This is a genomic window from Leclercia pneumoniae, from assembly GCF_017348915.1.
Classification (GTDB): Bacteria; Pseudomonadota; Gammaproteobacteria; order Enterobacterales; family Enterobacteriaceae; genus Enterobacter; species Enterobacter pneumoniae.
Genome location: NZ_CP071383.1, coordinates 933,351 through 956,931, shown reverse-complemented (window position 1 = coordinate 956,931; position 23,581 = coordinate 933,351). Strand labels below are relative to the sequence as shown.

Genomic DNA, 23,581 nt, shown 5'->3' with positions numbered 1-23,581 from the left:
CTTAATCCTGTAGGCGGGCGATCTCTTCGCCAAATTCTTTAATATCTTCGAAGCTGCGGTAGACAGAAGCGAAGCGGATATAGGCCACTTTATCGAGCTTTTTCAGCTGCTCCATCACCAGGTTGCCGATCATCTTGCTCGGCACTTCGCGCTCGCCGGTACCGCGCAGATGGGATTTGATGTGGTTAAGTGCCGTTTCGACGTCATCTGCGCTGACGGGGCGTTTTTCCAGCGCTTTCAGCATTCCACTTCGCAGCTTCTCTTCATTGAAGGGTTCGCGAATATCGTTGCTTTTCACTACCCGCGGCATAACCAGCTCTGCCACTTCAAAGGTAGTAAAACGTTCGTTGCATACCAGGCATTGCCGGCGGCGGCGTACGGAGGAGCCTTCCCCCACCAGACGGGAGTCGATTACTTTGGTATCCACGGCGAGACAGAATGGGCAATGCATACGGTGTCCTGACTTTCGGGTTAACTGAGTTCCATTTTACCCTGAACTGGGCTGACAACAAAGGAAGAGCGTTTTTGAGATAATGGATCTATACCCTGCCTTGCTTCGTTGGCTACGCTTATCACCATCCGTTATTTCAAGGAATTAAACGCAATGACAAGACGTTACCTGAAAATTCTCCTGGTGGGGAGCCTCTTTAGCCTTAGCGCCTGTGCACAGCAAAGCGAAGTTCGCCAGATGAACCAGAGCGTGAGCGCGCTAAACCAAACCATGAGCGAGCTCAACCAAGAAACCGTAAAGATCACCCAGCAGAACGCGCTGAATGTGAAATCGACCAGCGGTGTTTATCTGCTACCGGGCGCTAACACTCCGGCGCGGCTGAAAAGCCAGATCGGCACGCTGCGAATGTCGTTGGTCGACGTGGCGCCCAATGCTGACGGTACCCGTGCGACGCTGCGCATTCAGGGCGAGTCTAACGATCCCTTACCCGCTTTCAGCGGCACCGTGGAGTGGGGCCAGATCCAGGGCACCACAGATAATTTCCAGGAGGTGAATGTGCAAAGCCAGCTGATTAATGCGCCGGCCAGCGTACTCGCCCCGAGCGATGTGGATATCCCACTGCAGTTGAATGGCGTTACCCCAGAACAGCTCGGTTTTGTCCGCATCCACGATATCCAGCCCGTCGCGCAGTAATCTCTTCAGCGGAACGTAACCACGTTCCGCTTTCATTTAAATTCCGCAAAGATTGGCAACATAAATGTTTGCCAGTACAATCCGCTCCGTTTAAAGTACGCAAACGTGAACGCAATCGATTACGTATGTGAGAGATATGTGAAACAACACATATTTTTGTGAGCACGGATTCCTATAATAGGCTCGCAGAAACACGAAATATTTAGAAACGCTATTCGCGCATTTTTCACTCCCGTAAGGGATTTCAAATCAGTGGCATCATTATGAAAAAAACATTACTGGCAGCTGGCGCAGTTCTGGCGCTCTCAACCACTTTCTCTGTTAACGCAGCGGAAAACGATAAACCTGAATATGTCTCCGACTGGTGGCACCAGAGCGTAAACGTGGTCGGTAGCTACCACACCCGCTTCGGACCTCAGATCCGTAACGATACCTACCTTGAATACGAAGCGTTTGCCAAAAAAGACTGGTTTGATTTCTATGGTTACCTGGATGCGCCGGTATTCTTCGGTGGTAACACTAATGCGAAAGGTATCTGGAACCACGGCTCTCCGCTGTTCATGGAGATCGAGCCGCGTTTCTCTATCGATAAGCTGACCGGCACCGATCTGAGCTTTGGTCCATTCAAAGAGTGGTACATCGCGAACAACTACATCTACGACATGGGTCGCAATAAAGATGGCCGCCAGAGCACCTGGTATATGGGTCTGGGTACCGACATCGATACCGGTCTGCCGATGAGCCTCTCCCTGAACGTGTACGCGAAATACCAATGGCAGAACTACGGTGCTGCGAACGAAAACGAGTGGGATGGCTACCGTTTCAAAGTGAAATACTTCGTGCCGATTACCCAGCTGTGGGGCGGTAACCTGAGCTATATCGGCTTCACCAACTTTGACTGGGGTTCCGATTTAGGCGATGACAGCGCCAACGATCTGAACGGCAATAAATCCCGTACCAACGACTCTATCGCCTCCAGCCACATTCTGGCGCTGAACTACGATCACTGGCATTACTCTGTTGTTGCGCGTTACTGGCACAACGGTGGTCAGTGGAACGACGATGCTGAGCTGAACTTTGGCAATGGCAACTTCAACACACGTACTACCGGCTGGGGTGGTTATCTGGTTGTCGGTTACAACTTCTAAGCATCGCTTCAATGTATGAAAGCCAGCCTCCGGGCTGGCTTTTTTATTGCTTCACTTTACGCAAAAAGTCGGCCAGAGAACGTTCTACACTTTCGCTGAAGCGTCGCCCGGTCAGGGTAATGGTCAGGCAACGGTCGAGGCGAAAACAGCGGTAGTCATTGCGTCGCTCACACCAGGCTGCGAGTAGCCAGTGCTCTCCCCAGAAGAACAGCCCTAACGGCTGCACCTCCCGCCAGGAGAGCTGCCCGGCCTCATCCCGATAATGTAACGCGAGCACCTGCTGGGACGATATCGCCTGATGAATGACATCAAAGCCGCTTCTCGAATGGGGTTGCAGGGCAATATCCGGCGCGTAAATGCGGGTCTGCTCGGCCTTGCGACGGCTCTCTTCGGGCAAAATAGCGAGCACTTTCTCCTGCGCCGACTCCAGTTCTTTTGAGAGCGACTCACCTCCCCAGGTTTTGAGCAGGCGAATGGCAACGATCAGCGCTTCGGACTCGCGGTTAGTCAACATCAACGGCGGCAAATCAAAGCCCGACAGCAGTCGATAACCACTTCCGGCTTCGCCCTCTATCGGCACGCCCGACAGCGACAGATCGCGGATATCGCGATACACCGTGCGCGCCGACACGCCCAGTCGTTCAGCAAGCAGCGCGGCGGTGGTCAGCCGTCTGCCCCGCAGAATCTGTACGATCTGAAACAGGCGGTCAGCGCGTCGGGTCATCGATTTTCACCTTCACTCGTTATCAGGCGGGCTGATGGAGCCCTACCCGGTTGCCTTCGCTGTCCGTAAACAGCGCGATAGTGCCAATGCCGCGCGGCAGGACCAGCGGGCCGAAAACACATTCTCCCCCGGCTGAGGCCACGCGATCGAGCGTTGCCGCAAGGTTTGAGGTATGAAGATAGATAATCGCCCCCTGCTGCGACGGCGCAATGCCGTCAAATTTTGCCAGCGCACCGCCGACGGCCGGATCATCGTGCGGGAACACGGCCAGTTCCGCGCAGTCCATTGCTTCACGTTTTAGCGAGACCTGCATCACCGGCTCATAAAAGGCAATGGCCCGCTCCATATCCGTAACCGCAATCTCAAACCAGTTAATGACGTTATTCATACATCCTCCTGCCTGTTGAGTAAGTTCAGAAGGAGTGTACGCCTGGCCTCCTGACAGCATACTGTCAGCAGAGTGGCTCACTCAGTAAAAATAAGGGCAAGTGATTGATTTAGCAGCCACGGGCGCAGATAACCGACGGTATTAGAGAGCGGTAAAACCTGCTCGGGCAGCCTGATGCCCAGCTGCGTCTGAATATAGGCCCGGCGCGTACAAATACGCTGCCAGAGCGCAGGCCAGGCGGTCTGAATCTCGTGGCGAAGCGCCTCGTCCGCCAGCGCCACGGTATCTTCAATGCTGGCGCCAGCATATCCCGCGCGGGAGGGAATGATATCGATTTGCAGGAGCATGCCGCTTTGTAATGTTGCCGCCGAATTCGGTCCAATGGGCGAGCAGAGCCACTCCTCATCCGCCACCAGATGTCCCGGATTAAGGTGCCAGTGGTAGTCTGCTTTCGGCAACACCCGTTCGACCAGGTCATACATCTCACCGCCACGCAGGCCGATACGCAGGTGCTGCAGCCAACTGACCACCGCATTAAAATAGGGTTTGGCGACCACCTCGAGGTAGTCTGCTACCGCCGGTGTTAGCTCATTTTCATCTGCCACCACATAAGCCGCACGGCTGCTTAAGCCGCCTTTATAACCGGTCGTCAGCGAGAATTTATCGCCGCGCTGAATAATTTTGTCCCCTGGATAGAGCCTGGCATCAGCAAAGCGCTCGCCAGTGGCGGCAATCATCACCACGTTATTGGCCTGCCCCTCTGCCGCCAGCAGCGCGCCGATCTGCTTCTCGGTTTTGCCGGGCGCGATGGCATTCAGCGCCGTGAGCATTGCCGTAGAGGCGAGATTGGCACCGTATTCGTAGTGCGCCAGTTCGTTTGCATTATTGGTGATGCGGGCGCCGCTCTCGGGCGAGATAAAGATCCCCGTTGCGTTGCGTAACTGCGCCTGAGGTGCCGCCAGACGCAGGGCATCGACAATAAACGCGGGGAGATCGAACATCTGCAAATTGTCGTCGCGCGCGCCAGTAAATAGCTTCCAGCCCGCCAGCCCAACGGTGTTCGCGCCTGAGAGCCCCGCCTCACGAAGCAACTCCGGGAAGGAGTGCTGATTATCCATCGGCTGGTTTGGCAGTGAAAACCACGGCGCATGGATAACGCGGTTCGCCAGTCGGGCATGCGCCGCCAGCTTCAGGTTTTCATTACCCAGCACCAGGGCCGCCTCCCCCGTCTGTTGCAGTATCAGGAGCGCCTCTTCAAAGCGCGGGATAAACCCGGTGAGATATTCAAAATTGCCGCCGTGCTCTTTGTCGGCATAGATAACCAGCGTATCCAGCCCCTGCTGTACCATGCGGCTAAGGACTTTCGCCTTGCGCTGCTGCAGAGTTTCATCGCTTAGCGTTACAGATGGCACATCGTGCCAGAGGGTCGGTTGGGGAACAGATGAGAGGGTGATGACGGCCATCGGTATTGCTCCATGTCATTTCGCATTCACACTGGAGAGTACCCAAATCCGTGCGCGATGTACCAAAAAAAATCCCGGCCTTGCGACCGGGATTCTGTTTTAACGCGCTGTTGCCTTTACGGCAGAATGGACGGCTGATCCGCCCCTTCTTTTTCGACCTTCTGCTGGATCAGGTGCTCACGCTTCATGCCGAGTTTCAGTGCCAGTGCGGACGCCACGTAAATGGACGACGCCGTACCGATAGAGACACCAATCAGCATGGTCAGCGAGAAGCCTTCCAGTACCGGGCCACCGAAGAGATACAGCATCAGGATCACCATCAAGGTGGTCCCGGAGGTGATCAAGGTACGGTGCAGCGTCTGGGTCAACGACACGTTAAAGATTTCGTACGGCGTACCGCGACGGATCTTACGGAAGTTTTCACGGATACGGTCAGATACCACGATACTGTCGTTCAGTGAGTAACCGATAACGGACATCAGGGATGCCACAATCGTCAGGTCAATCTCAATGTGGAACAGCGACAATACGCCCATGGTGATCACCACGTCGTGCGCCAGAGCAATAACCACCCCGGCCGCCAGGCGCCACTCGAAGCGGAAGCCAACATAAACGAGGATGGAGATCAGCGCCACCAGCAGCGCCATGGCACCGGTCTGGGCCAGGTCTGCACCCACGCTCGGGCCAACAAACTCAATACGCTTAACCGTTGCATTCTGGCTGGTCGATTCATTGATAACCTGAACGACCTTGCTGCCCAGCTCCTGGCTGCCGTTGGCATCGTGTACCGGTGGCATACGCACCATGATGTCGCGGCTGCTGCCGAAGTTCTGCAGCAGCGGCTCTTCAAAGCCCGCTTTCTGCAGTGATTCGCGCATCTGGTCCATATCGACCGGTTTTTCCAGGGTGATTTCAATCACCGTACCACCGGTGAAGTCCAGACCCCAGTTGAAGCCTTTCACGCCCATAATGACGATGGACAGAATCAGCAGAAAACCTGATATGCCGAAGGCCCAGTAGTCCCAGCGCATAAAGTCCCAGACTTTACGGCCGTGGTTTAATTGTTCAACAGTATATTCCTGTGCCACAACGCACTCCTCAGATAGACAGCTTTTTAACGCGCTTGCCGCCGTACAGCAGGTTCACGATGGCACGGGTGCCGACAATAGCGGTAAACATTGACGTTGCTACACCGATACCGGTGGTAATCGCAAAGCCTTTGATAGCGCCAGTACCCACTGCATACAGGATAAGAACCTTAATCAGTGTTGTTACGTTCGCATCGAAGATGGAGCTGAACGCCCCTTTGTAGCCCTCTTCAATCGCCTGCTGCACAGAACGACCGTTGCTTAGCTCTTCTTTGATACGTTCGTTTATCAGTACGTTGGCGTCGACCGCCACCGCAAGGGTAAGAACGATACCCGCAATACCCGGCATGGTCAGCGTCGCCCCCGGAAGCAGAGACATGATGCCGATAATCAGGACCAGGTTCGCCACCAGCGCGCTTGTCGCGATCAGACCAAACTTCTTATAGAAGAAGATCATGAAGATGATGGAGACCACCAGACCGGCCAGACAGGCTTCCAGACCCTGTTTGATGTTCTGCATACCCAGGGTTGGACCAATGGTACGCTCTTCAACAATCTGGATTGGCGCAATCAACGCACCGGCACGCAGCAGCAGCGACAGCTGACGTGCTTCGTTCGGGTTGTTGATACCGGTGATACGGAAGCTGTTACCCAGTCGGGACTGGATATTGGCGATGTTAATCACCTCTTCCTCTTTCACCAGCACCGAGCGACCGTTCGCATCTTTCTTACCGCTGTCTTTATACTCCACGAACAGGGTTGCCATCGGTTTACCGATGTTGTCCTTAGTGAAGTTAGACATGATGTTGCCACCTGCGCTATCAAGCGAGATGTTCACCTGCGGCTGGTTGTATTCATCCTGGCTGGAAGTGGAGTCGGTAATGTGGTCACCGGTCAGGATCACACGTTTGTACATCACCACCGGCTGACCTTCACGGGTCTGCTTCACTTCAGAGTCGCCCGGTACGCGGCCAGAGGCGGCTGCGGACTGGTCAACGTTGGTATTTACCAGACGGAACTCCAGGGTCGCGGTCGCGCCCAGAATCTCCTTCGCACGCGCGGTATCCTGAATACCTGGCAGTTCAACCACGATACGGTCAGCACCCTGACGCTGTACCAGCGGCTCGGCTACCCCCAGCTGGTTTACACGGTTACGCAGAATGTTGATGTTCTGCTGAACGGCGTATTCACGCGCTTCGCTCAGACGGGCATCCGTCATCACGGCGCGCAGCTGGTTGCTGCCCTGCGAGGTGATCACCAGATCGCGGTGACGCGACGTCAGGTAAGTGACTGCCTGGTCGCGTGCAGAGCCGTCGCGGAACGCGATGCTCATGCCGTAGTTCTCTTCCTTACGCACGGTGGTGTAAGGGATGCCTTTATCACGCAGATCGCTGCGCAGGCTGTCGATGTTCTGTTCCTGCAGCTTGCCCAGCGCGGTATCCATATCCACTTCCATCAGGAAGTGCACACCGCCACGCAGGTCGAGACCGAGTTTCATTGGCTCTGCGTTCAGCGCAGCCAGCCAACGCGGAGTTGCAGGAGCAAGGTTCAGCGCCACGACATATTTATCACCCATCACGCCCATCAGCGCTTCACGAGCGCGGAGCTGCGTATCGGTGGAGTCGAAGCGAGCAAGAATAGCGCCCTCTTCCAGTGCCACAGACTTAGCGGTAATTTTTTCTTCTTGTAACGTTTTCTGGACCTGGATCAGCGTTTGCTCACTGGCGGCGACACCGCGCGCGCCAGTGATTTGAACAGCCGGATCCTCACCATACAGGTTGGGAAGCGCGTACAGCAGGCCGACGATAATCACGACGACCAGCATGATGTACTTCCACAAAGGATAACGGTTTAACACGGCAGTTCCCTTTGGGAAATGGTTGGATTACAGCGCCTTCATGGTGCCTTTCGGCAGAACGGCAGCTACGAAGTCACGTTTGATAACCACTTCAGTGGTGTCGTTCAGGGCGATAGCAATGTAGCCGTTTTCCGCTACTTTGGTCACGCGACCCACCAGGCCACCGTTGGTCAGCACTTCATCGCCTTTCGCAATGGAGTTCATCAGGTTTTTGTGCTCTTTGGTGCGTTTCTGCTGTGGACGCAGGATCATGAAGTAGAAGATCAGACCGAACACAACCAGCATCAGGATCAGAGACATTGGGCTGCCCTGCGCCGGAGCGCCAGTTGCTGCTACCGCATCAGAAATAAAAAAGCTCATTTAAATTCCCTCATTATTAAAATTAATCAACGTTCAAAGGTGGTACAGCACGGCCCTGACGTTGGTAGAAATCGGTCACGAAGCTCTCTAATTTACCCTCTTCAATGGCCTTACGTAAACCAGCCATTAAGCGCTGATAATAACGAAGATTGTGAATGGTATTGAGACGCGCGCCCAGAATCTCGTTGCAACGATCAAGATGATGCAGGTACGCGCGAGAATAATTGCGACAGGTATAGCAATCGCACTCGGCGTCGAGTGGGCTGGTGTCGCTTTTATGCTTCGCATTACGAATTTTTACCACGCCATCGGTCACGAACAGGTGACCATTACGGGCATTGCGGGTTGGCATCACGCAGTCAAACATATCAATACCGCGACGAACGCCTTCAACCAGATCTTCTGGTTTACCCACACCCATCAGGTATCGCGGTTTATCAGCCGGGATTTGCGGGCAGACGTGCTCCAGGATACGGTGCATGTCTTCCTTCGGCTCACCCACAGCCAAACCGCCGACAGCGTAGCCATCAAAACCTATCTCTACCAGACCTTTAACCGAGATATCACGTAAATCTTCGTAAACACTGCCCTGGATAATGCCGAACAGCGCATTTTTGTTGCCGAGCGAGTCAAAACGGTCGCGGCTACGCTGCGCCCAGCGCAGTGACATCTCCATGGAACGCTTCGCGTAATCCCAGTCTGCCGGGTATGGCGTACATTCATCGAAGATCATCACGATATCGGAGCCGAGATCGTACTGAATTTCCATCGATTTTTCAGGATCAAGGAAGATCGGATCGCCGTTGATGGGGTTACGGAAGTGCACACCCTTTTCGGTAATTTTGCGGATATCGCCGAGGCTGAAGACCTGGAAACCGCCGGAATCGGTAAGAATGGGGCCTTTCCACTGCATGAAGTCGTGCAGATCGCCGTGCAGCTTCATGATCTCCTGGCCAGGACGCAGCCAGAGGTGGAAGGTGTTACCGAGGATGATTTGTGCGCCAGTGGCTTCAACTTCTTCCGGCGTCATCCCTTTTACGGTGCCGTAGGTGCCCACAGGCATAAACGCGGGGGTTTCTACCACGCCGCGATCAAACACCAGGCGACCGCGGCGTGCGCGACCGTCGGTGGTATCGAGTTCAAATTTCATTTTTTTTCCTCTGTGTCAGAAAAACAGTCCAACACATTATTCCGGTGCCGCGGACTTATTCCCCGACACGCTCATTCAAAGCCTGCGGATTGTACGTGATAAACATCGCGTCCCCGTAGCTAAAAAAGCGATAATTTTGTTCTACCGCAGCCTTATAGGCATTCATCGTATGCTGATAACCCGCAAAGGCGGAAACCAACATAATCAGCGTTGATTCAGGCAGGTGGAAATTGGTCACCAGCGCATCAATCACTTTGTACTGATAGCCCGGGTAGATAAAGATTTGCGTGTCGCCAAAGAAGGGTTCAATCAGTTCACTTTTCGCCGCCTGCGCCGCGCTCTCAAGCGAGCGGACAGAGGTGGTCCCCACCGCGATAACGCGGTTGCCACGCGCTTTGGTCGCCATTACCGCCTCCACAACCTCTTGCGGGACCTCTGCGTATTCCGAGTGCATAATGTGGTCTTCGATAGAGTCCACGCGCACGGGCTGGAAGGTGCCCGCGCCGACGTGCAGCGTTACAAAGGCCATCTCAACACCTTTGTCGCGCAGTTTTGCCAGCAGAGGTTCGTCAAAGTGCAGGCCCGCCGTCGGCGCAGCAACTGCGCCTGGCTTCTGGCTATAGACGGTCTGGTACAGCTCGCGGTCGGCCTCTTCGTCCGGGCGCTCAATATAGGGCGGCAGTGGCATATGGCCAATGGCATTCAGAATATCCAGCACCGGACGTTCATCGTTGAACTGCACTTCAAACAGGGCATCATGGCGCGCAACCATGGTTGCGTTGATGCTCTCGTCATCGCCCAGCAGCAGTTCCGCGCCCGGCTTTGGCGCTTTGGATGCGCGAATATGTGCCAGAATACGTTTATCATCCAGCATGCGCTCAACCAGCACTTCAATCTTTCCGCCGCTGGCTTTACGACCAAACAGGCGGGCCGGGATCACACGGGTATTGTTAAAGACCAGCAGATCGCCCGCGTTGAGCTTATCGAGCAGATCGGTGAAAGTACCGTGCGTCAGCGCGCCCGTTGGCCCGTCCAGAGAGAGTAAGCGACAGCTACTGCGCTCAGGCATTGGATAGTGGGCGATCAGGGAATCAGGTAATTCAAAGGAGAAATCGGCGACGCGCATGACTTATACTCGTGACTTAAAAACAGGCGGCTTAGTCTAGTGCTCACACCACTTTGCTGCAACAACTAGCCGACTCCGGATACCGAATCGCATGAATTTTCTCGCTCACCTGCACCTGGCTCACCTGGCCGATAGCTCGCTTTCTGGTAATTTGCTGGCCGATTTCGTCCGCGGCAACCCGGCAGAAGAGTACCCTCCCGAGGTTGTAGAGGGTATTTTTATGCACCGGCGTATCGACGTGTTGACCGATAACCTGCCCGAAGTGACCGAAGCGAAAGGCTGGTTCCGTCCTCACACCCGCCGCGTCGCGCCGATTACCCTGGACGTCATGTGGGATCACTTTCTCTCTCGGCACTGGGCACAGCTCTCACCCGAGATGCCGCTGTCAGAATTTGTACGCTATGCCCAGACGCAGATAGCAACCATCCTGCCCGACTCTCCCCCACGCTTTGTGAATCTGAATCATTACTTATGGTCAGAGCGCTGGATGGAACGTTATCGCGATATGGATTTTATTCAGAACGTGCTTAATGGCATGGCCAGCCGCCGCCCGCGTCTGGATGCTCTGCGCGACTCCTGGCAAGATCTGGACGACCATTATGACGCACTTGAAACCCGTTTCTGGCAGTTCTATCCACGCATGATGGCGCAGGCAAAAAGCAGACAGCTGTAACCGGTGCGTCATTGATAGGCAAAAGCTCATCGAACGATTGTTAGGGCCTCTTTGAGTTAAAGCGCCACACTCTCTATACTGGCCGGCGTTGCGTTCCAAATAACCTTAGTAAATACAGGAGAATCATATGGTTCTGGTAACTCGTCCGGCTCCGGATTTTACAGCAGCAGCTGTACTGGGTAACGGTGAAATCGTTGATAACTTCAACTTCAAACAGCACACCAACGGTAAAGCGACCGTTCTGTTCTTCTGGCCGATGGATTTCACCTTCGTTTGCCCGTCTGAGCTGATCGCGTTCGACAAACGTTATGAAGAATTCCAGAAGCGTGGCGTGGAAGTGGTTGGCGTCTCCTTCGACTCTGAGTTTGTACACAACGCATGGCGTAATACCCCTGTCGACAACGGCGGCATCGGTCCGGTGAAATACGCGATGGTTGCGGACATCAAACGTGAAATTCAGCAGGCTTACGGTATCGAACATCCGGACGCGGGCGTTGCGCTGCGTGGTTCTTTCCTGATCGACGCAAACGGCATCGTTCGTCACCAGGTTGTGAACGATCTGCCGCTGGGTCGTAACATCGACGAAATGCTGCGCATGGTTGACGCGCTGCAGTTCCACGAAGAGCACGGTGAAGTGTGCCCGGCTCAGTGGGAAAAAGGTAAAGAAGGTATGAACGCCTCTCCAGACGGCGTTGCAAAATACCTGTCCGAGAACGTATCCAGCCTGTAACTGGCAAGGTTTACGCAAAAGGCCCGCGCATGCGGGCCTTTTTGTTATTAATGGTTGCCTGCCCAGACGGTGGCCGATATCGCCGGCAGAGAGAGCACGCCATCCTGCACGCTGCCTTTCCCCTCTTTCAGAAGCCACGTCTTCACGCTTAATAACGGCGTGTCGTCCAGTACTACTTCGCAGGCCTCACCGCGATTTATCGCCACCAGCACCCGCTGCTGGTTATAGACGCGTATAAACACCACCACGTTATCGTGCGCATAGATCACCTGACAACCGCCGTAGCGCAGGGCCTGGCTCTGTTTGCGCAGCTTCGCCATCCGCTGATAGAGCGCCAGCAGGTGTTTATCCTGCTTCTCTGGCTCCCACGGGAAGGTTTTGCGGCAGAAGGGGTCATTATTGCCATCCAGCCCGACTTCATCGCCATAATAGATGCACGGCACGCCCGGCCAGCTAAAGAGCCAGATGACCGCCAGCGGCAACCGCGCCACATCTTTGCCCAGCAGCGTTTTAAAGCGTGCGGTATCGTGGCTATCCAGCTGGTTGAACATCCGGAGCTGCTGCTGATGCGACAGACTGGCGCGGTAGTTATCCATCCACGCCATGCAGGTTTCAGCGTCGATACGCTGCGGATCGTAAGAGATATCCGTATTCGCCAAAAAGCCCCAGAGCGGGAAAGTAAAACCGCGATAGTTCATCGCCGAATCTTCCGCATCGGCCTGCAGCCACTGACGGGCATCACCGAAATGCTCGCCAAAGACAAAGGCATCTGGCCGGGCGGCTTTCGCCGAACGGGTGATACCGGCGACGTGCTGCAAATTATTCCGCGCGCCGCCCGCTTCGCCAAGCATATGCACGACATCCAGCCGCCAGCCGTCCATGTTCCAGGGGGCTATCAGCCAGTGGCGGACAATACTCTCCTCGCCGCCATAAATCTCCTGCACCAGCGCATTCGAGGCATAGTCCAGCTTCGGCAGGCTGGGGTAACCCAGCCAGTCAAGCGCGTAGCCCTCGTCGTTGAAGCTATACCAGTCACGCTGGGCCGATTCCGGATTATGACAGGCGCCGCCCATTGTCTGGTTGTGGCGATCAAACCAGGCATGAGAGTCGCCGCTGTGGTTAAAGACGCCATCCAGAATCAGACGCATCCCCTCACGGTGAGTATTTTCACGCAGGCGCAGCAATGCTCCATCGCCACCGAACTGCTCATCTACCCGACGATAATCCTCGGTATCGTATTTGTGCACGCTGGGCGCGGCAAAGACCGGATTCAGGTAGAGCGCCGTGACGCCGAGTTTTTTCAGATAGGGTAACTTTTCGCTGATACCGTCCAGATCCCCGCCATAGAAGGTGGAGCCGCCCGCCTGCGCGGTGACGGGTTCATCCCACTGGCGGAAGATAACCTCCTGCCCGGCGGCGTGGTGATAGTAGCGTTGGTCCTGCAATGCCGTGCGCTGCTGGCTGCGGGCGAAGCGATCCGGGAAGATTTGGTAGAAGACCTGCTCCACCACCCACTGAGGGCCATTATCGGGATAATCGACGGCAAATTGCTCCAGACGAGCCGGTGGAAAACGGCTGAAGCCCTGGGGGGTAAACCACAGCTGGCGGTCGTGCCAGAGCAGTTTAAAACTGTAGCGTCGACGCGGCTGGCCGCTGTTCAGATCGATCGTGGCCCGCCATGCCGTGATCTCCGGCTGCGGCTGGCTACGCTGTTTGTGCATTTTCAGCGTCGTCTCTTCATTGTCCACTTCGGCGCGAAGCGTCACCCGCTCAGGCTGATTGTCGCCTGCCAGCCAGAGCGTAATCACGAGCTTGTCTTTGTTTTGCTTAACAAATGGGGCAACCGCGAGGTGCCATGCCTTCAACATTTCGTATCCCCTTTCCCAGAATTGAGGCCACCTTGCCATAGGGTAGAGGATGTTCACTCATCGCGGAGACAATTATTAGGGGAGGAGATCGGGGGAGGAGAAAAAATGCCCGGCAGGTGCCGGGCATTCTGATTACTGTACCTTGGCGATCCGACGTTCGTGGCGGCGTTTGAAGACCCAGCCCACCAGCAGCAGAGCGATCCACGCGAAGCCTACGTACAACGAAATGCGGGTATCCGGGTGGTAACCGATCAGCGCGATAATAAAGACCAGGAAGATCAGCCCAACGACCGTCGTCGCTACCCCGCCCGGCACTTTAAACTTCAGCGCTTTCGAGGCCTCTGGCCCCAGACGGCGGCGGAAGGCGATCTGCGACAACAGGATCATAATCCACACCCATACGGTGGCGAAGGTGGCCAGCGAAGCAATCACCAGGAAGACGCGCTCCGGCATGATGTAGTTCAGGTAGACCGACAGCAGCAGCGCGACCGTCATCACCATCACCGTCACCCATGGCGTACCACGACGGGAGGTTTTGGCGAAGATCTTCGGCGCACTGCCCTGCTCGGCCATGCCGTGCAGCATACGACCCACGCCAAATACGTCGGCGTTAATGGCCGAGAGCGAAGCGGTCAGCACCACAAAGTTAAGAATGCTGGCGGCAAAGGCAATCCCCAAATGCTGGAAGGTAAGGACAAACGGGCTGCCGTTTGTGCCGACCTGATTCCACGGGTAGATGGACATAATGACGAACAGCGTGCCCACATAGAAGACCAGGATACGCATTGGCACTGAGTTAATCGCACGAGGAATAGATTTTTCAGGATCTTTCGCTTCGCCCGCGGTAATACCGATGATTTCGATCCCGCCGTAGGCAAACATCACCATCTGCAGCGACATCACCATTCCAATCCAGCCGTTGCTGAAGAAGCCGCCGTTGCTCCAGAGATTATGAATTCCGGTCGCTTCGCCGCCGTTGCCAATGCCCCAGATAATGATGCCAAAGCCGGCAGCAATCATCACAATGATGGTGGCGACTTTAAAGAACGAGAACCAGAACTCCAGTTCACCGAACACTTTTACGCTCATCAGGTTAACGGTGCAGATGATCATCACGACGCTTAAGACCCAGATCCAGTGCGGCACCGTGGGGAACCAGACGCCCATATAAATTCCGAACGCGGTCACATCGGCGATGGCCACAATCAGAATTTCAAAGCAGTAGGTCCAGCCGGTGATATACCCGGCCAGTGGCCCGAGGTTTTCCTGGGCATAGCGTGAGAAGGAGCTGGCTGAGGGGTTATGAACCGACATCTCCCCAAGGGCACGCATGATGATATAGGCCGCAGCGCCGCCAATAACATAGGCCAGCAATACGCTGGGACCGGCCATTTTTATGGCATCTGCCGAGCCATAAAAAAGGCCCGTGCCTATTGCAGAACCCAGTGCCATAAAGCGAATGTGACGGGCGGTGAGACCCCGCTTGAGTTTGTTAGAGCTTTCCATTTATGTCTTGCCATTCAACACAAAAAAACAAAAAACCACGGGGCCATAAGCCCCGTGGTTGTACATTCTGCCGTTGATTAATGCGCGTTCGATGTAACCTGGCGTCCTGCAGCACGATCCCAGATAACAGCCAATACCAGTGCAACAACGGTAGGCATCAGCCAGGCCAGCCCCTGCTCAGACAGCGGCAGACGCTGTGTCCAGGCAGGCAGTACGTCGCCAATAGCGGATGCTTTTATCCCGTCAAGGATACCAAAAATCAGGCTGATAAACATGGCCGGGGCAATAATTCGTGAGGAGTTATGCCACCACGGGCGGGTAAAGCTCAGCACAACCAGTACAATACACGGCGGGTAAATGGCCGTCAGTACCGGAATGGACACCTGAATCAGGTGGCTCAGTCCCAGATTCGAGACCGCCATTGAGAAGATGCCGAGGATAAACACCAGCGTGCGGTAAGAGAGCGGCAGATACTGCGCAAAGAACTCTGCACAGGCGCAGGTCAGCCCTACCGCCGTCACCAGACAGGCCAGGAAGATCAATACCGCCAGCAGGAAGCTACCTGCACCACCAAAGGTATGCTGCACGTAAGCATGCAGGATCGCCGCACCGTTAGCGCTCTGATCCACCAGCGTGGCGCTATCGGAACCCAGACGGAACAATGCCAGATAGAGCAGCGTCAGGCCCACGCCGGCCATCAGACCCGCCCAGATGGTGTAACGGGTCAGCAGACGCGCTTCCGTTACGCCACGGGAACGCGCAGCGTTGACAATAACGATACCAAACACCATGGCGCCCAGCGTATCCATCGTCAGATAGCCATTCACGAAGCCGTTAGAGAAGGCAGCGTTTTTATAGGCATCCATCGCATCGCTGATGGGGCCAGCAGGCCACATCACGGCGGCCACGGCCAGAACGATCAGCGCAACGATTTTCAGCGGAGCCAGGAAGTTACCTACCGTATCCAGCAGTTTGCCCGGATAGAGAGAAACCAGAATCACAAGCGCGAAGTAGACCAGGCTATAGATAAACAGCGGCATCGCGCCGTCGCCCGTCAGGGGCGCGATCCCCACTTCGAATGAGACGGTCGCGGTACGTGGCGTGGCAAACAGCGGGCCCACGGCCAGATAACAGACGGTCGCCAGCAGAATGCCAGCCACTTTACCAATCGGGGTGCTGAGGCTGTCTACGCCGCCGCCCACTTTCGCCAGCGCGATAACGGTTAGCACCGGCAGACCCACGGCAGTGATCAGGAAGCCAATGGCTGCCGTCCAGACGTGTTCACCCGCCTGCAAGCCAACCATGGGAGGAAAGATGATGTTGCCTGCGCCAACGAACAGCGCAAATGTCATAAAGCCCAGCGCAACGATGTCGCGCGATTTCAGATGATGGGTCATAAAACCTTACTGCCTGTGGATGTGGTGTTGAAAACGATGAATTTTTCGCCATCCCTGCCGGGACAAAACAGCGGAAAAAATACTCAATTTCAGTGGGATATACTCCCGTACTGGCGTGGAGAAGAATAGTTTTTCGATTTACCACGCAAATATAGTCGGTATGACGATATCTGGGGCGCAATTTAAACGCTTATAACGTTTAAAGGCAATATAGGATCTCAAAACCAGAACATTATGCCGGAATGAAAAGAGTGATTGGAACAATGAACCATGTATAAGAAAAACTCATGGCTAATCATGCGAACAAAAAAGCAACAGCAGTATGAAAATCATGCTCGCTTCGCCTGACTGCAAAGTAAACAGGCCAGCTTTCGCTGGCCTGTGGCAACTTCCGATTACAGCACTCCTCTCAGCCCTTTCAACTGGCAAGCAAACGTTCCGGAATAACGAAGCTGAAACGCGTGCTTACGCCGGGCTGGCTGGAGATATCGAGCCGGCTTTCATGGTGATTAATGGCATGCTTCACAATCGCCAGCCCCAGGCCACTGCCCCCGGTCTGCCGGGATCGGGCTTTATCCACCCGGTAGAAGCGTTCAGTCAAACGCGGAATGTGTTCTGGTGCCACCCCGGGTCCATCATCATCAACGCTGAACTCCGCGCCGGAAGCGACACGCTGCCAGCGCACCTTAATCGAGGTGCCCTCAGGGGTGTGATTCACCGCATTATATACCAGGTTCGAGATGGCGCTGCGCAGTTCATCTTCACTGCCGCGCACTTTTAACGTGTTGTCCACGTCGAAGCTCAGCTGGTGTCTACCGTGGCTTAAGGTCTGGGCTTCACGTTCGAGCAGGCGCAGCATCATCGGCACATCAATGGTATCGTTCAGCGCCAGCGTTGGTGCGGCTTCGATACGCGAAAGCGTCAATAACTGGCGAACCAGCCCCTCCATCCGGTGGGTCTGTTCACGCATGGTGTGCAACGCTTTCTCGCGCGGTGCTCCCTCCAGCGTCTGCTCCTGCATCATCTCCAGATAGCCCTGCAACACCGTTAACGGCGTACGCAACTCATGGCTGACGTTAGCAAAGAAGTTTCTACGCGCCCCTTCCAGCTGGTGCATCTGGGTCACGTCACGCGCCACCATCAACCACTGTTGATCGCTGTAAGGCATGACGCGGATCTCAAGATGACGGCTATTGTTCAGTACCAGATTGTGCGGGCGGGTAAAATCGCGCGCTTTCAGGTAACGGGCGAATTCCGGATAACGCAGCAAGTTAAGGATATTCTGGCCGTTATCGTCCGGCCAGCGCAGGCCAAGAAGCTGCTGCGCCAGGCCATTACACCAGAAGATCGCCCCCTCTTCGGTGGTCAACACCACCGCGTCCGGCAACGATTCGGCACCGCTGCGAAAGCGCTTAATCAGGCTACCCAGCTCGCGTCGACGCTTTTTATTACGCATCTGCATCTGGTGCAGGCCATACAGGAGCGGCTCCCAACTGCCGCTACCCGGCGGTGGGGTCATGCTTCTGTCTACCCATAGCCACCAGGAGAGACGCAATAAATTCCAGAAGTGCCAGATAAGCAGGCCGGTCACTGCCGCAAGTAAAAACCACGGAAGATAACCTAACACGGCCCCCAGAATCAGGGCCGGAATGCAGCATAAGATCAGTTCAAATAAAAGCCTTTTCCATGACAGACGTTCCAGCACGCGTCACACTCCTGTCATTGTTCAGTAACGGGTCGAGAATCGATAACCCGTGCCGCGGACCGTCTGCACCATGCGATCGTGCCCGCTGAGTTCCAGCGCTTTGCGAAGGCGCCTGATATGGACATCCACCGTCCGGTCTTCGACATAGACGTTAGTTCCCCAGACATTGTTGAGCAACTGTTCGCGGCTGTAGACACGCTCCGGGTGGGTCATAAAGAAGTGCAATAATTTGAATTCGGTGGGGCCCATATCGAGTGGGTTTTCGCCGGTCATGACGCGATGTGAGGTAGGATCCAGGCTAAGTCCCTGCATCTCAATCACCTCTTCCACCGCCATCGGCGAGATGCGGCGCATCACGGCTTTGATACGCGCCACCAGCTCTTTTGGCGAGAAGGGCTTGGTGATGTAATCATCCGCGCCGGTTTCCAGACCGCGGACACGATCCTCCTCTTCACCACGCGCGGTCAGCATCACCACCGGGATATCCCGGGTCAGGGCTTCACGTTTAATGTGTTTGATAAATTGCAGACCCGAGCCGCCAGGCAGCATCCAGTCCAGCAAAATAAGATCGGGCCAGGGTTCGTTGAGCTGGTTCACCGCACTGTCATAATCCTCGGCTTCAACGGGCTGAAAGCCATTTTGCTCAAGCACGAAACAGACCATTTCACGGATAGGTGCTTCATCTTCTACGACCAGAATACGTCTCGCCATACATTGCCCTGTCTTAATTAGGTTACATGATTGTAATGCGGCGTCATTATGCGTCAGATTTGTGACAGATTTATGAAAAACTGTTCCAGCTCAGATGGCAAGCTGTTGTTTTCTGGCAGCCGTGATTTTCCTGCCTTTAGACGTTTATAATCCCCTTCCCCTCTTTTTGCCACGGATCTGTTATGCGCATACTTCACACCTCAGACTGGCACCTGGGTCAGAATTTTTACAGTAAGAGCCGCGCCAATGAACATGAAGCCTTCCTCAACTGGCTGCTGGAGGTAGCGCAAGCGCAGCAGGTAGATGCCATCGTCGTCGCCGGAGATATCTTCGATACCGGATCGCCTCCCAGCTATGCGCGTGAGCTTTATAACCGTTTTGTGGTGAACCTGCAGCAGACCGGCTGCCATCTGGTGATTGTCGCAGGCAATCATGATTCCGTGGCGACCCTGAACGAATCCCGCGATCTGCTGGCGTTTCTGAATACGACCGTTATCGCCAGCACCGGACACCCACCGCAGGTGTTAAAAAAACGCGACGGCACCCCGGGTGCCATACTCTGCCCGGTACCGTTTTTACGCCCTCGCGATGTGGTGCAGAGCCAGGCGGGGATGTCCGGTGCAGAGAAGCAGCAGCATCTCCTGCAGGCCATTACCGATTATTACGCCAGACAATATGCCGACGCCTGTGCCCTGCGGAGCGATAGCGCCTTGCCGGTGATCGCCACGGGCCATCTGACGACCGTTGGCGCCAGTAAAAGCGATGCGGTCCGCGACATCTATATCGGCACGCTGGACGCGTTCCCGGCGCAGAACTTCCCGGCGGCGGACTATATCGCGCTGGGCCATATTCATCGGGCGCAGGTCATCGGCGGCTGTGAGCATATCCGCTACTGCGGCTCCCCTATCGCCCTTAGCTTTGACGAGACGGGGAAAAACAAAAGCGTGCATCTGGTCAGCTTCCATGACGGCAAGCTGAGCGCCGTCGAGACGCTGGAGGTGCCGGTAACCCAGCAACTGGCCGTCCTGAAAGGCGACCTGGCGTCAATTACCCAGCAGCTTGAACAGTGGCGCGGCGTCGCGCAAACCCCGCCAGTATGGCTCGATATTGAGATCACTACCGACGAATACCTGCACAATATGCAGCGCAAAATTCAGGCGCTCACCGAGGATCTGCCGGTAGAGGTGTTACTGGTGCGCCGCAGCCGGGAACAGCGCCAGAAAAGTCTGCTCGCCGCCCAGCGCGAGACATTGAGTGAACTGAAGGTGGAAGAGGTCTTCGAACGGCGACTGGCCCAGGAAGAGCTGGATGAAACACGGCGCGCGCGGCTGAATGAGCTATTTAACGATGCGCTGAATACCCTGAATGACGAGGAGTCGCACCCATGAAAATTTTGAGTCTGCGCCTGAAGAACCTCAATTCATTAAAGGGTGAGTGGAAAATCGACTTCACCGCCGAGCCCTTTCTCAGCAACGGCCTGTTTGCCATTACCGGGCCGACCGGTGCGGGGAAAACCACCCTGCTGGACGCCATCTGCCTCGCGCTGTACCACGAAACACCGCGCCTGAACACGCTCTCACAGTCACAAAATGATCTCATGACCCGGGACACCGCCGAGTGTCTTGCCGAGGTGGAATTTGAGGTCAAAGAGGTGGCCTATCGCGCCTTCTGGAGCCAGAACCGTGCCCGCAACCAGCCTGATGGCAATCTGCAGGCGCCGCGCGTTGAGCTGGCCCGCTGTGAAGATGGCAAAATCCTCGCCGACAAAGTGAAAGATAAACTGGAACTGACCGCCTCCCTGACCGGGCTGGATTACGACCGTTTTACCCGCTCAATGTTGCTCTCGCAGGGTCAGTTTGCCGCCTTCCTCAATGCAAAACCGAAAGAGCGTGCGGAGCTGTTAGAGGAGCTGACGGGAACGGAGATCTACGGCCAGATTTCGGCGAAGGTATTTGAAAAACACAAAGCCGCTCGCCAACAGCTTGAGATGCGCGAAGCGCAAGCCGCCGGGGTCGTGCTGTTAAGCGAAGAACAACAGCAGCAGTTAGTTCAAGGTTTGCAGGCACTTACTGACGAAGAAACCTCACTGCTGGCCGAACAACAGCGCCAGCAGCGCTGGCATCAGTGGTGGGTGCGCAGTGATGAACTGGCCCGCGCCCAGCAACAGGCGCAGGCTGCACATCAGCAGGCGCTTCACGCGCAAACGGATGCCCAGCCGCAACTGGCAAGGCTGCAGCTGGCCCTTCCCGCACAGGCGCTGCGCCCGCTATGGACGCGCGAGCAAGAGCAGAGCGCCTCTCTCACCCGTACCCGCCAGCAAATTTCAGAAGTGAATGCTTGCTTACGTGATCGGATGGCACAGCGGGGGCGCGTCCGTAACGGTGCAGCCCGCAGCATGGCGCAACTTGAGGCGCAACAAAAGCAGATGACCCTCTGGATGGAAGCGCATCGTCAGTTTGGTCTCTGGAGTTCGCACATTGCCGGTTGGCGGGCCCTTTTCAGCCAGCAGCAACGCGATAAACAGCAGTATGATGGCCTCAACAAACGGCTTGCGGAGTTTCAACAAAAACGCGCTGCGTTGCCGCAGCCTGCTCTGACGCTGTCGCCAGAGGAGACCGCCGCCGCCATTGAGCGACAGGTGCAACTGCGCCCAGTGCGCCAGCGCCTCGCCACCCTACAGGCTCGCTACCAGCCTCTGCAAAAACAACTGGCTGATAATCGCGACGGTCAGCAGAAAGGAGAAGCAGAGAAAACCCGTCTGGAAGAGACCCTGACGGCGCGCCGCCTGCAGTATAAAGAGAAGCATCAACACTACCTGGATGTCAAAACGCTCTGCGCGCAGGAAGAACAGATTAAAGTACTGGAAAGTTATCGCGCCACGCTGGAGGCCGGCAAAGCCTGCCCGCTCTGCGGCTCGACCCACCATCCTGCGGTATCACAATACCAGGCGCTGGAGTTAACGGAAAATCAGCGACGTCGTGATGAACTTGAGCGTGCGGTTAAGCAGCTTGAGGAAGAGGGTCTGCTGCTGCGCGGGCAACTGAACGCACGTGTTGAGCAGTTGCAACGCGAGGCGAAGCTGATCCAGACGCTCTCAGAAGATGAGCAAGCACTTACTAAAGCGTGGCAGGAGAGTTGCTCCCAGCTAGCCATCACCCACTCGATTCAGGACGACATTACACACTGGTTGAACGAGCAGGAGCAGTACGAGCAGCAGCTTTACCAGCTAAGCCAGCTTCACGCTCTACAGGTACAGTTAAACGACCTGGAACAGCAGCGACAGCAGAGCAAACAACAACTCGACGCCCAGCAACAGTCGCTGCAGAGCGCGCTAGAGGCGCTGGCACTCACCGCCCCCGCCGAGGGCGAAGCTGCGGCCTGGCTCGCCGAGCGTGAAGCCGAGGCGAATAGCTGGCAAGCGCAACAGACGCAGCTTGCGGCCATCCAGGAGCGTATCCAGGCCCTGAAACCCCTGCTTGATACCCTACCGCCTTCAGAGCAGGAAGATGAAGAGCCGGTGCCCGAAAACTGGCAGGCGATCCACACCGAGTGCATCTCGCTGCAGAGCCAACTGAATACGCTGCAGGCGCAAGAGAGAGTGGACGCAGACAGGCTGACGGAATTACAAGAGCAGTTTGCGGCAGCCCTGTCCGCCAGCTGTTTTACCGATCAGCAGGCCTTCCTGGCCGCCGTGCTGGATGATGAGAGCGTGAGCAAGCTGGAGCAGCTGAAACAGACGCTGGAGCAGCAGATCCAGCAATCACGCGCCCTGGCTCACCAGGCAGAGCAGCAGTGTAAAGCGCATGCGGCACAACGCCCTGCAGATCTTCCTGATGAGGTCGCGATGCAGACCCTGCAGGAGCAGTTACACCACCTGGCGCTGAAACTGCGTGAAAATACCACCCGCCAGGGTGAAATACGCCAGCAGGTAAAACAGGACGCCGACAATCGCCAGCACCAGCAGGTGCTGATGCAGCAAATTGAAGAGGCCGCACGTCTGGCGGAGGACTGGGGATATTTGAATGCGCTGATTGGCTCAAAAGAGGGCGATCGCTTCCGTAAATTTGCGCAGGGGCTGACCCTGGATAACCTGGTCTGGCTGGCAAACCAGCAGCTAATCCGCCTGCACGGCCGCTATCTCCTGCAACGGAAAGTCAGCGACGCGCTGGAGCTGGAGGTGGTCGATACCTGGCAGGCCGATGCCGTACGCGATACCCGCACCCTTTCAGGCGGTGAGAGTTTCCTGGTGAGCCTGGCGCTGGCGCTGGCGCTTTCCGACCTGGTGAGTCATAAAACGCGTATCGACTCGCTGTTCCTCGATGAAGGTTTTGGCACCCTGGACAGCGAGACGCTGGACACAGCCCTGGATGCGCTGGATGCCCTGAACGCCAGCGGCAAGACCATCGGGGTGATCAGTCACGTCGAGGCGATGAAGGAGCGCATTCCGGTGCAGATTAAGGTTAAGAAGATCAACGGGCTGGGCTTCAGCAAGCTAGACCGCGCGTTTGCGGTCGAATAAGACTGCGCCCTCTTGCGCTGCAA

General features: G+C 55.7%; 20 protein-coding genes. 6 read left to right on the top strand and 14 right to left on the bottom strand.

All coding sequences use genetic code 11. The annotated features are described in order from the left end of the window. Position 1 precedes the first annotated feature (1 nt). Complete coding sequence (gene nrdR, locus JZ655_RS04445) at positions 2-451, bottom strand: transcriptional regulator NrdR (RefSeq protein ID WP_040076938.1); 450 nt, start codon at positions 449-451, stop codon at positions 2-4. Between the two features lie 153 nt (positions 452-604). Between nrdR and JZ655_RS04440 the strand changes: the two genes are divergently transcribed. Next, the gene (locus JZ655_RS04440; protein ID WP_046884469.1) at positions 605-1,144 is read left to right on the top strand and encodes a SadB/YajI family lipoprotein; all 540 of its coding nucleotides are present in this window, start codon (positions 605-607) and stop codon (positions 1,142-1,144) included. A gap of 263 nt (positions 1,145-1,407) precedes the next feature. Continuing rightward, positions 1,408-2,292: a nucleoside-specific channel-forming protein Tsx gene (locus JZ655_RS04435; RefSeq protein ID WP_046884470.1), complete on the top strand. Its 885-nt coding sequence runs from the start codon at positions 1,408-1,410 to the stop codon at positions 2,290-2,292. Between the two features lie 43 nt (positions 2,293-2,335). Here the strand turns inward: JZ655_RS04435 and JZ655_RS04430 are convergent, their stop codons facing one another. The 8 genes from JZ655_RS04430 to queA form a co-directional block, all read right to left on the bottom strand. Then, positions 2,336-3,016 carry a helix-turn-helix transcriptional regulator gene (locus tag JZ655_RS04430; protein WP_046884471.1) on the bottom strand — a complete coding sequence of 227 codons (681 nt, stop codon included), beginning with the start codon at positions 3,014-3,016 and terminating at the stop codon, positions 2,336-2,338. Between the two features lie 22 nt (positions 3,017-3,038). Next, positions 3,039-3,404 (bottom strand): VOC family protein, encoded by a 366-nt coding sequence (locus tag JZ655_RS04425; RefSeq protein WP_040076942.1) that lies wholly within the window; start codon positions 3,402-3,404, stop codon positions 3,039-3,041. 77 nt (positions 3,405-3,481) lie between these two features. Beyond that, positions 3,482-4,867, bottom strand: coding sequence for a M24 family metallopeptidase (locus tag JZ655_RS04420; protein WP_207293095.1), 1,386 nt, complete (start codon positions 4,865-4,867; stop codon positions 3,482-3,484). Positions 4,868-4,983: 116 nt separating this feature from the next. Further along, positions 4,984-5,955 carry a protein translocase subunit SecF gene (gene secF / locus JZ655_RS04415; protein WP_046884473.1) on the bottom strand — a complete coding sequence of 324 codons (972 nt, stop codon included), beginning with the start codon at positions 5,953-5,955 and terminating at the stop codon, positions 4,984-4,986. A gap of 10 nt (positions 5,956-5,965) precedes the next feature. Beyond that, complete coding sequence (gene secD, locus JZ655_RS04410; RefSeq protein WP_046884474.1) at positions 5,966-7,813, bottom strand: protein translocase subunit SecD; 1,848 nt, start codon at positions 7,811-7,813, stop codon at positions 5,966-5,968. A gap of 27 nt (positions 7,814-7,840) precedes the next feature. Further along, on the bottom strand, positions 7,841-8,173 hold the full coding sequence (yajC, locus tag JZ655_RS04405) for a preprotein translocase subunit YajC (protein WP_003859109.1): 333 nt from the start codon (positions 8,171-8,173) through the stop codon (positions 7,841-7,843). A 22-nt stretch (positions 8,174-8,195) separates the two neighbouring features. Further along, entirely contained in the window at positions 8,196-9,323 is a 1,128-nt protein-coding gene (gene tgt / locus JZ655_RS04400; RefSeq protein WP_040076946.1) for a tRNA guanosine(34) transglycosylase Tgt, read from the bottom strand. A 55-nt stretch (positions 9,324-9,378) separates the two neighbouring features. Next, positions 9,379-10,449 (bottom strand): tRNA preQ1(34) S-adenosylmethionine ribosyltransferase-isomerase QueA, encoded by a 1,071-nt coding sequence (gene queA, locus JZ655_RS04395; RefSeq protein WP_207293094.1) that lies wholly within the window; start codon positions 10,447-10,449, stop codon positions 9,379-9,381. Between the two features lie 91 nt (positions 10,450-10,540). Here queA and acpH point away from each other — a divergent pair, with 91 nt between their 5' ends. Continuing rightward, complete coding sequence (acpH, locus tag JZ655_RS04390; protein ID WP_207293093.1) at positions 10,541-11,122, top strand: ACP phosphodiesterase; 582 nt, start codon at positions 10,541-10,543, stop codon at positions 11,120-11,122. Positions 11,123-11,249: 127 nt separating this feature from the next. Then, positions 11,250-11,852, top strand: a complete 603-nt coding sequence (locus tag JZ655_RS04385) for a peroxiredoxin (RefSeq protein WP_207293092.1) — start codon at positions 11,250-11,252, stop codon at positions 11,850-11,852. 47 nt (positions 11,853-11,899) lie between these two features. Here the strand turns inward: JZ655_RS04385 and malZ are convergent, their stop codons facing one another. The 5 genes from malZ to phoB all read right to left on the bottom strand — a co-directional run bounded on the left by malZ (position 11,900) and on the right by phoB (position 19,039). Continuing rightward, complete coding sequence (gene malZ, locus JZ655_RS04380; RefSeq protein ID WP_207293091.1) at positions 11,900-13,720, bottom strand: maltodextrin glucosidase; 1,821 nt, start codon at positions 13,718-13,720, stop codon at positions 11,900-11,902. Positions 13,721-13,852: 132 nt separating this feature from the next. After that, positions 13,853-15,226, bottom strand: coding sequence for a proline-specific permease ProY (gene proY / locus JZ655_RS04375; RefSeq protein WP_207293090.1), 1,374 nt, complete (start codon positions 15,224-15,226; stop codon positions 13,853-13,855). Positions 15,227-15,303: 77 nt separating this feature from the next. Beyond that, positions 15,304-16,623 (bottom strand): branched-chain amino acid transporter carrier protein BrnQ, encoded by a 1,320-nt coding sequence (brnQ, locus tag JZ655_RS04370; protein WP_046884477.1) that lies wholly within the window; start codon positions 16,621-16,623, stop codon positions 15,304-15,306. A gap of 418 nt (positions 16,624-17,041) precedes the next feature. Further along, positions 17,042-18,328: a phosphate regulon sensor histidine kinase PhoR gene (gene phoR / locus JZ655_RS04365; RefSeq protein ID WP_046884478.1), complete on the bottom strand. Its 1,287-nt coding sequence runs from the start codon at positions 18,326-18,328 to the stop codon at positions 17,042-17,044. A gap of 21 nt (positions 18,329-18,349) precedes the next feature. Beyond that, a complete protein-coding gene (gene phoB / locus JZ655_RS04360; protein ID WP_040076955.1) occupies positions 18,350-19,039 on the bottom strand; it encodes a phosphate response regulator transcription factor PhoB in 690 nt (229 codons plus the stop codon). A 182-nt stretch (positions 19,040-19,221) separates the two neighbouring features. On the opposite strand from phoB, the gene sbcD reads away from it, so the two are divergent. Together sbcD and sbcC are read left to right on the top strand one after the other, a co-directional pair. Next, positions 19,222-20,427: an exonuclease subunit SbcD gene (gene sbcD / locus JZ655_RS04355; protein ID WP_046884479.1), complete on the top strand. Its 1,206-nt coding sequence runs from the start codon at positions 19,222-19,224 to the stop codon at positions 20,425-20,427. After that, complete coding sequence (gene sbcC / locus JZ655_RS04350; RefSeq protein ID WP_207293089.1) at positions 20,424-23,558, top strand: exonuclease subunit SbcC; 3,135 nt, start codon at positions 20,424-20,426, stop codon at positions 23,556-23,558. The genes sbcD and sbcC overlap by 4 nt, the downstream gene beginning before the upstream one ends. The last annotated feature ends 23 nt before the right edge of the window (positions 23,559-23,581 follow it).

What these genes read in the sequence shown, in the direction of transcription:
- yajC (WP_003859109.1), bottom strand. Translation starts at nt 8,173, where the DNA reads ATGAGCTTTTTTATTTCTGATGCGGTAGCAGCAACTGGCGCTCCGGCG.
- JZ655_RS04430 (WP_046884471.1), bottom strand. Translation starts at nt 3,016, where the DNA reads ATGACCCGACGCGCTGACCGCCTGTTTCAGATCGTACAGATTCTGCGG.
- nrdR (WP_040076938.1), bottom strand. Translation starts at nt 451, where the DNA reads ATGCATTGCCCATTCTGTCTCGCCGTGGATACCAAAGTAATCGACTCC.
- sbcD (WP_046884479.1), top strand. Translation starts at nt 19,222, where the DNA reads ATGCGCATACTTCACACCTCAGACTGGCACCTGGGTCAGAATTTTTAC.
- sbcC (WP_207293089.1), top strand. Translation starts at nt 20,424, where the DNA reads ATGAAAATTTTGAGTCTGCGCCTGAAGAACCTCAATTCATTAAAGGGT.
- JZ655_RS04425 (WP_040076942.1), bottom strand. Translation starts at nt 3,404, where the DNA reads ATGAATAACGTCATTAACTGGTTTGAGATTGCGGTTACGGATATGGAG.
- phoB (WP_040076955.1), bottom strand. Translation starts at nt 19,039, where the DNA reads ATGGCGAGACGTATTCTGGTCGTAGAAGATGAAGCACCTATCCGTGAA.
- JZ655_RS04385 (WP_207293092.1), top strand. Translation starts at nt 11,250, where the DNA reads ATGGTTCTGGTAACTCGTCCGGCTCCGGATTTTACAGCAGCAGCTGTA.
- JZ655_RS04435 (WP_046884470.1), top strand. Translation starts at nt 1,408, where the DNA reads ATGAAAAAAACATTACTGGCAGCTGGCGCAGTTCTGGCGCTCTCAACC.
- tgt (WP_040076946.1), bottom strand. Translation starts at nt 9,323, where the DNA reads ATGAAATTTGAACTCGATACCACCGACGGTCGCGCACGCCGCGGTCGC.
- brnQ (WP_046884477.1), bottom strand. Translation starts at nt 16,623, where the DNA reads ATGACCCATCATCTGAAATCGCGCGACATCGTTGCGCTGGGCTTTATG.
- acpH (WP_207293093.1), top strand. Translation starts at nt 10,541, where the DNA reads ATGAATTTTCTCGCTCACCTGCACCTGGCTCACCTGGCCGATAGCTCG.
- proY (WP_207293090.1), bottom strand. Translation starts at nt 15,226, where the DNA reads ATGGAAAGCTCTAACAAACTCAAGCGGGGTCTCACCGCCCGTCACATT.
- JZ655_RS04440 (WP_046884469.1), top strand. Translation starts at nt 605, where the DNA reads ATGACAAGACGTTACCTGAAAATTCTCCTGGTGGGGAGCCTCTTTAGC.
- malZ (WP_207293091.1), bottom strand. Translation starts at nt 13,720, where the DNA reads ATGTTGAAGGCATGGCACCTCGCGGTTGCCCCATTTGTTAAGCAAAAC.
- JZ655_RS04420 (WP_207293095.1), bottom strand. Translation starts at nt 4,867, where the DNA reads ATGGCCGTCATCACCCTCTCATCTGTTCCCCAACCGACCCTCTGGCAC.
- queA (WP_207293094.1), bottom strand. Translation starts at nt 10,449, where the DNA reads ATGCGCGTCGCCGATTTCTCCTTTGAATTACCTGATTCCCTGATCGCC.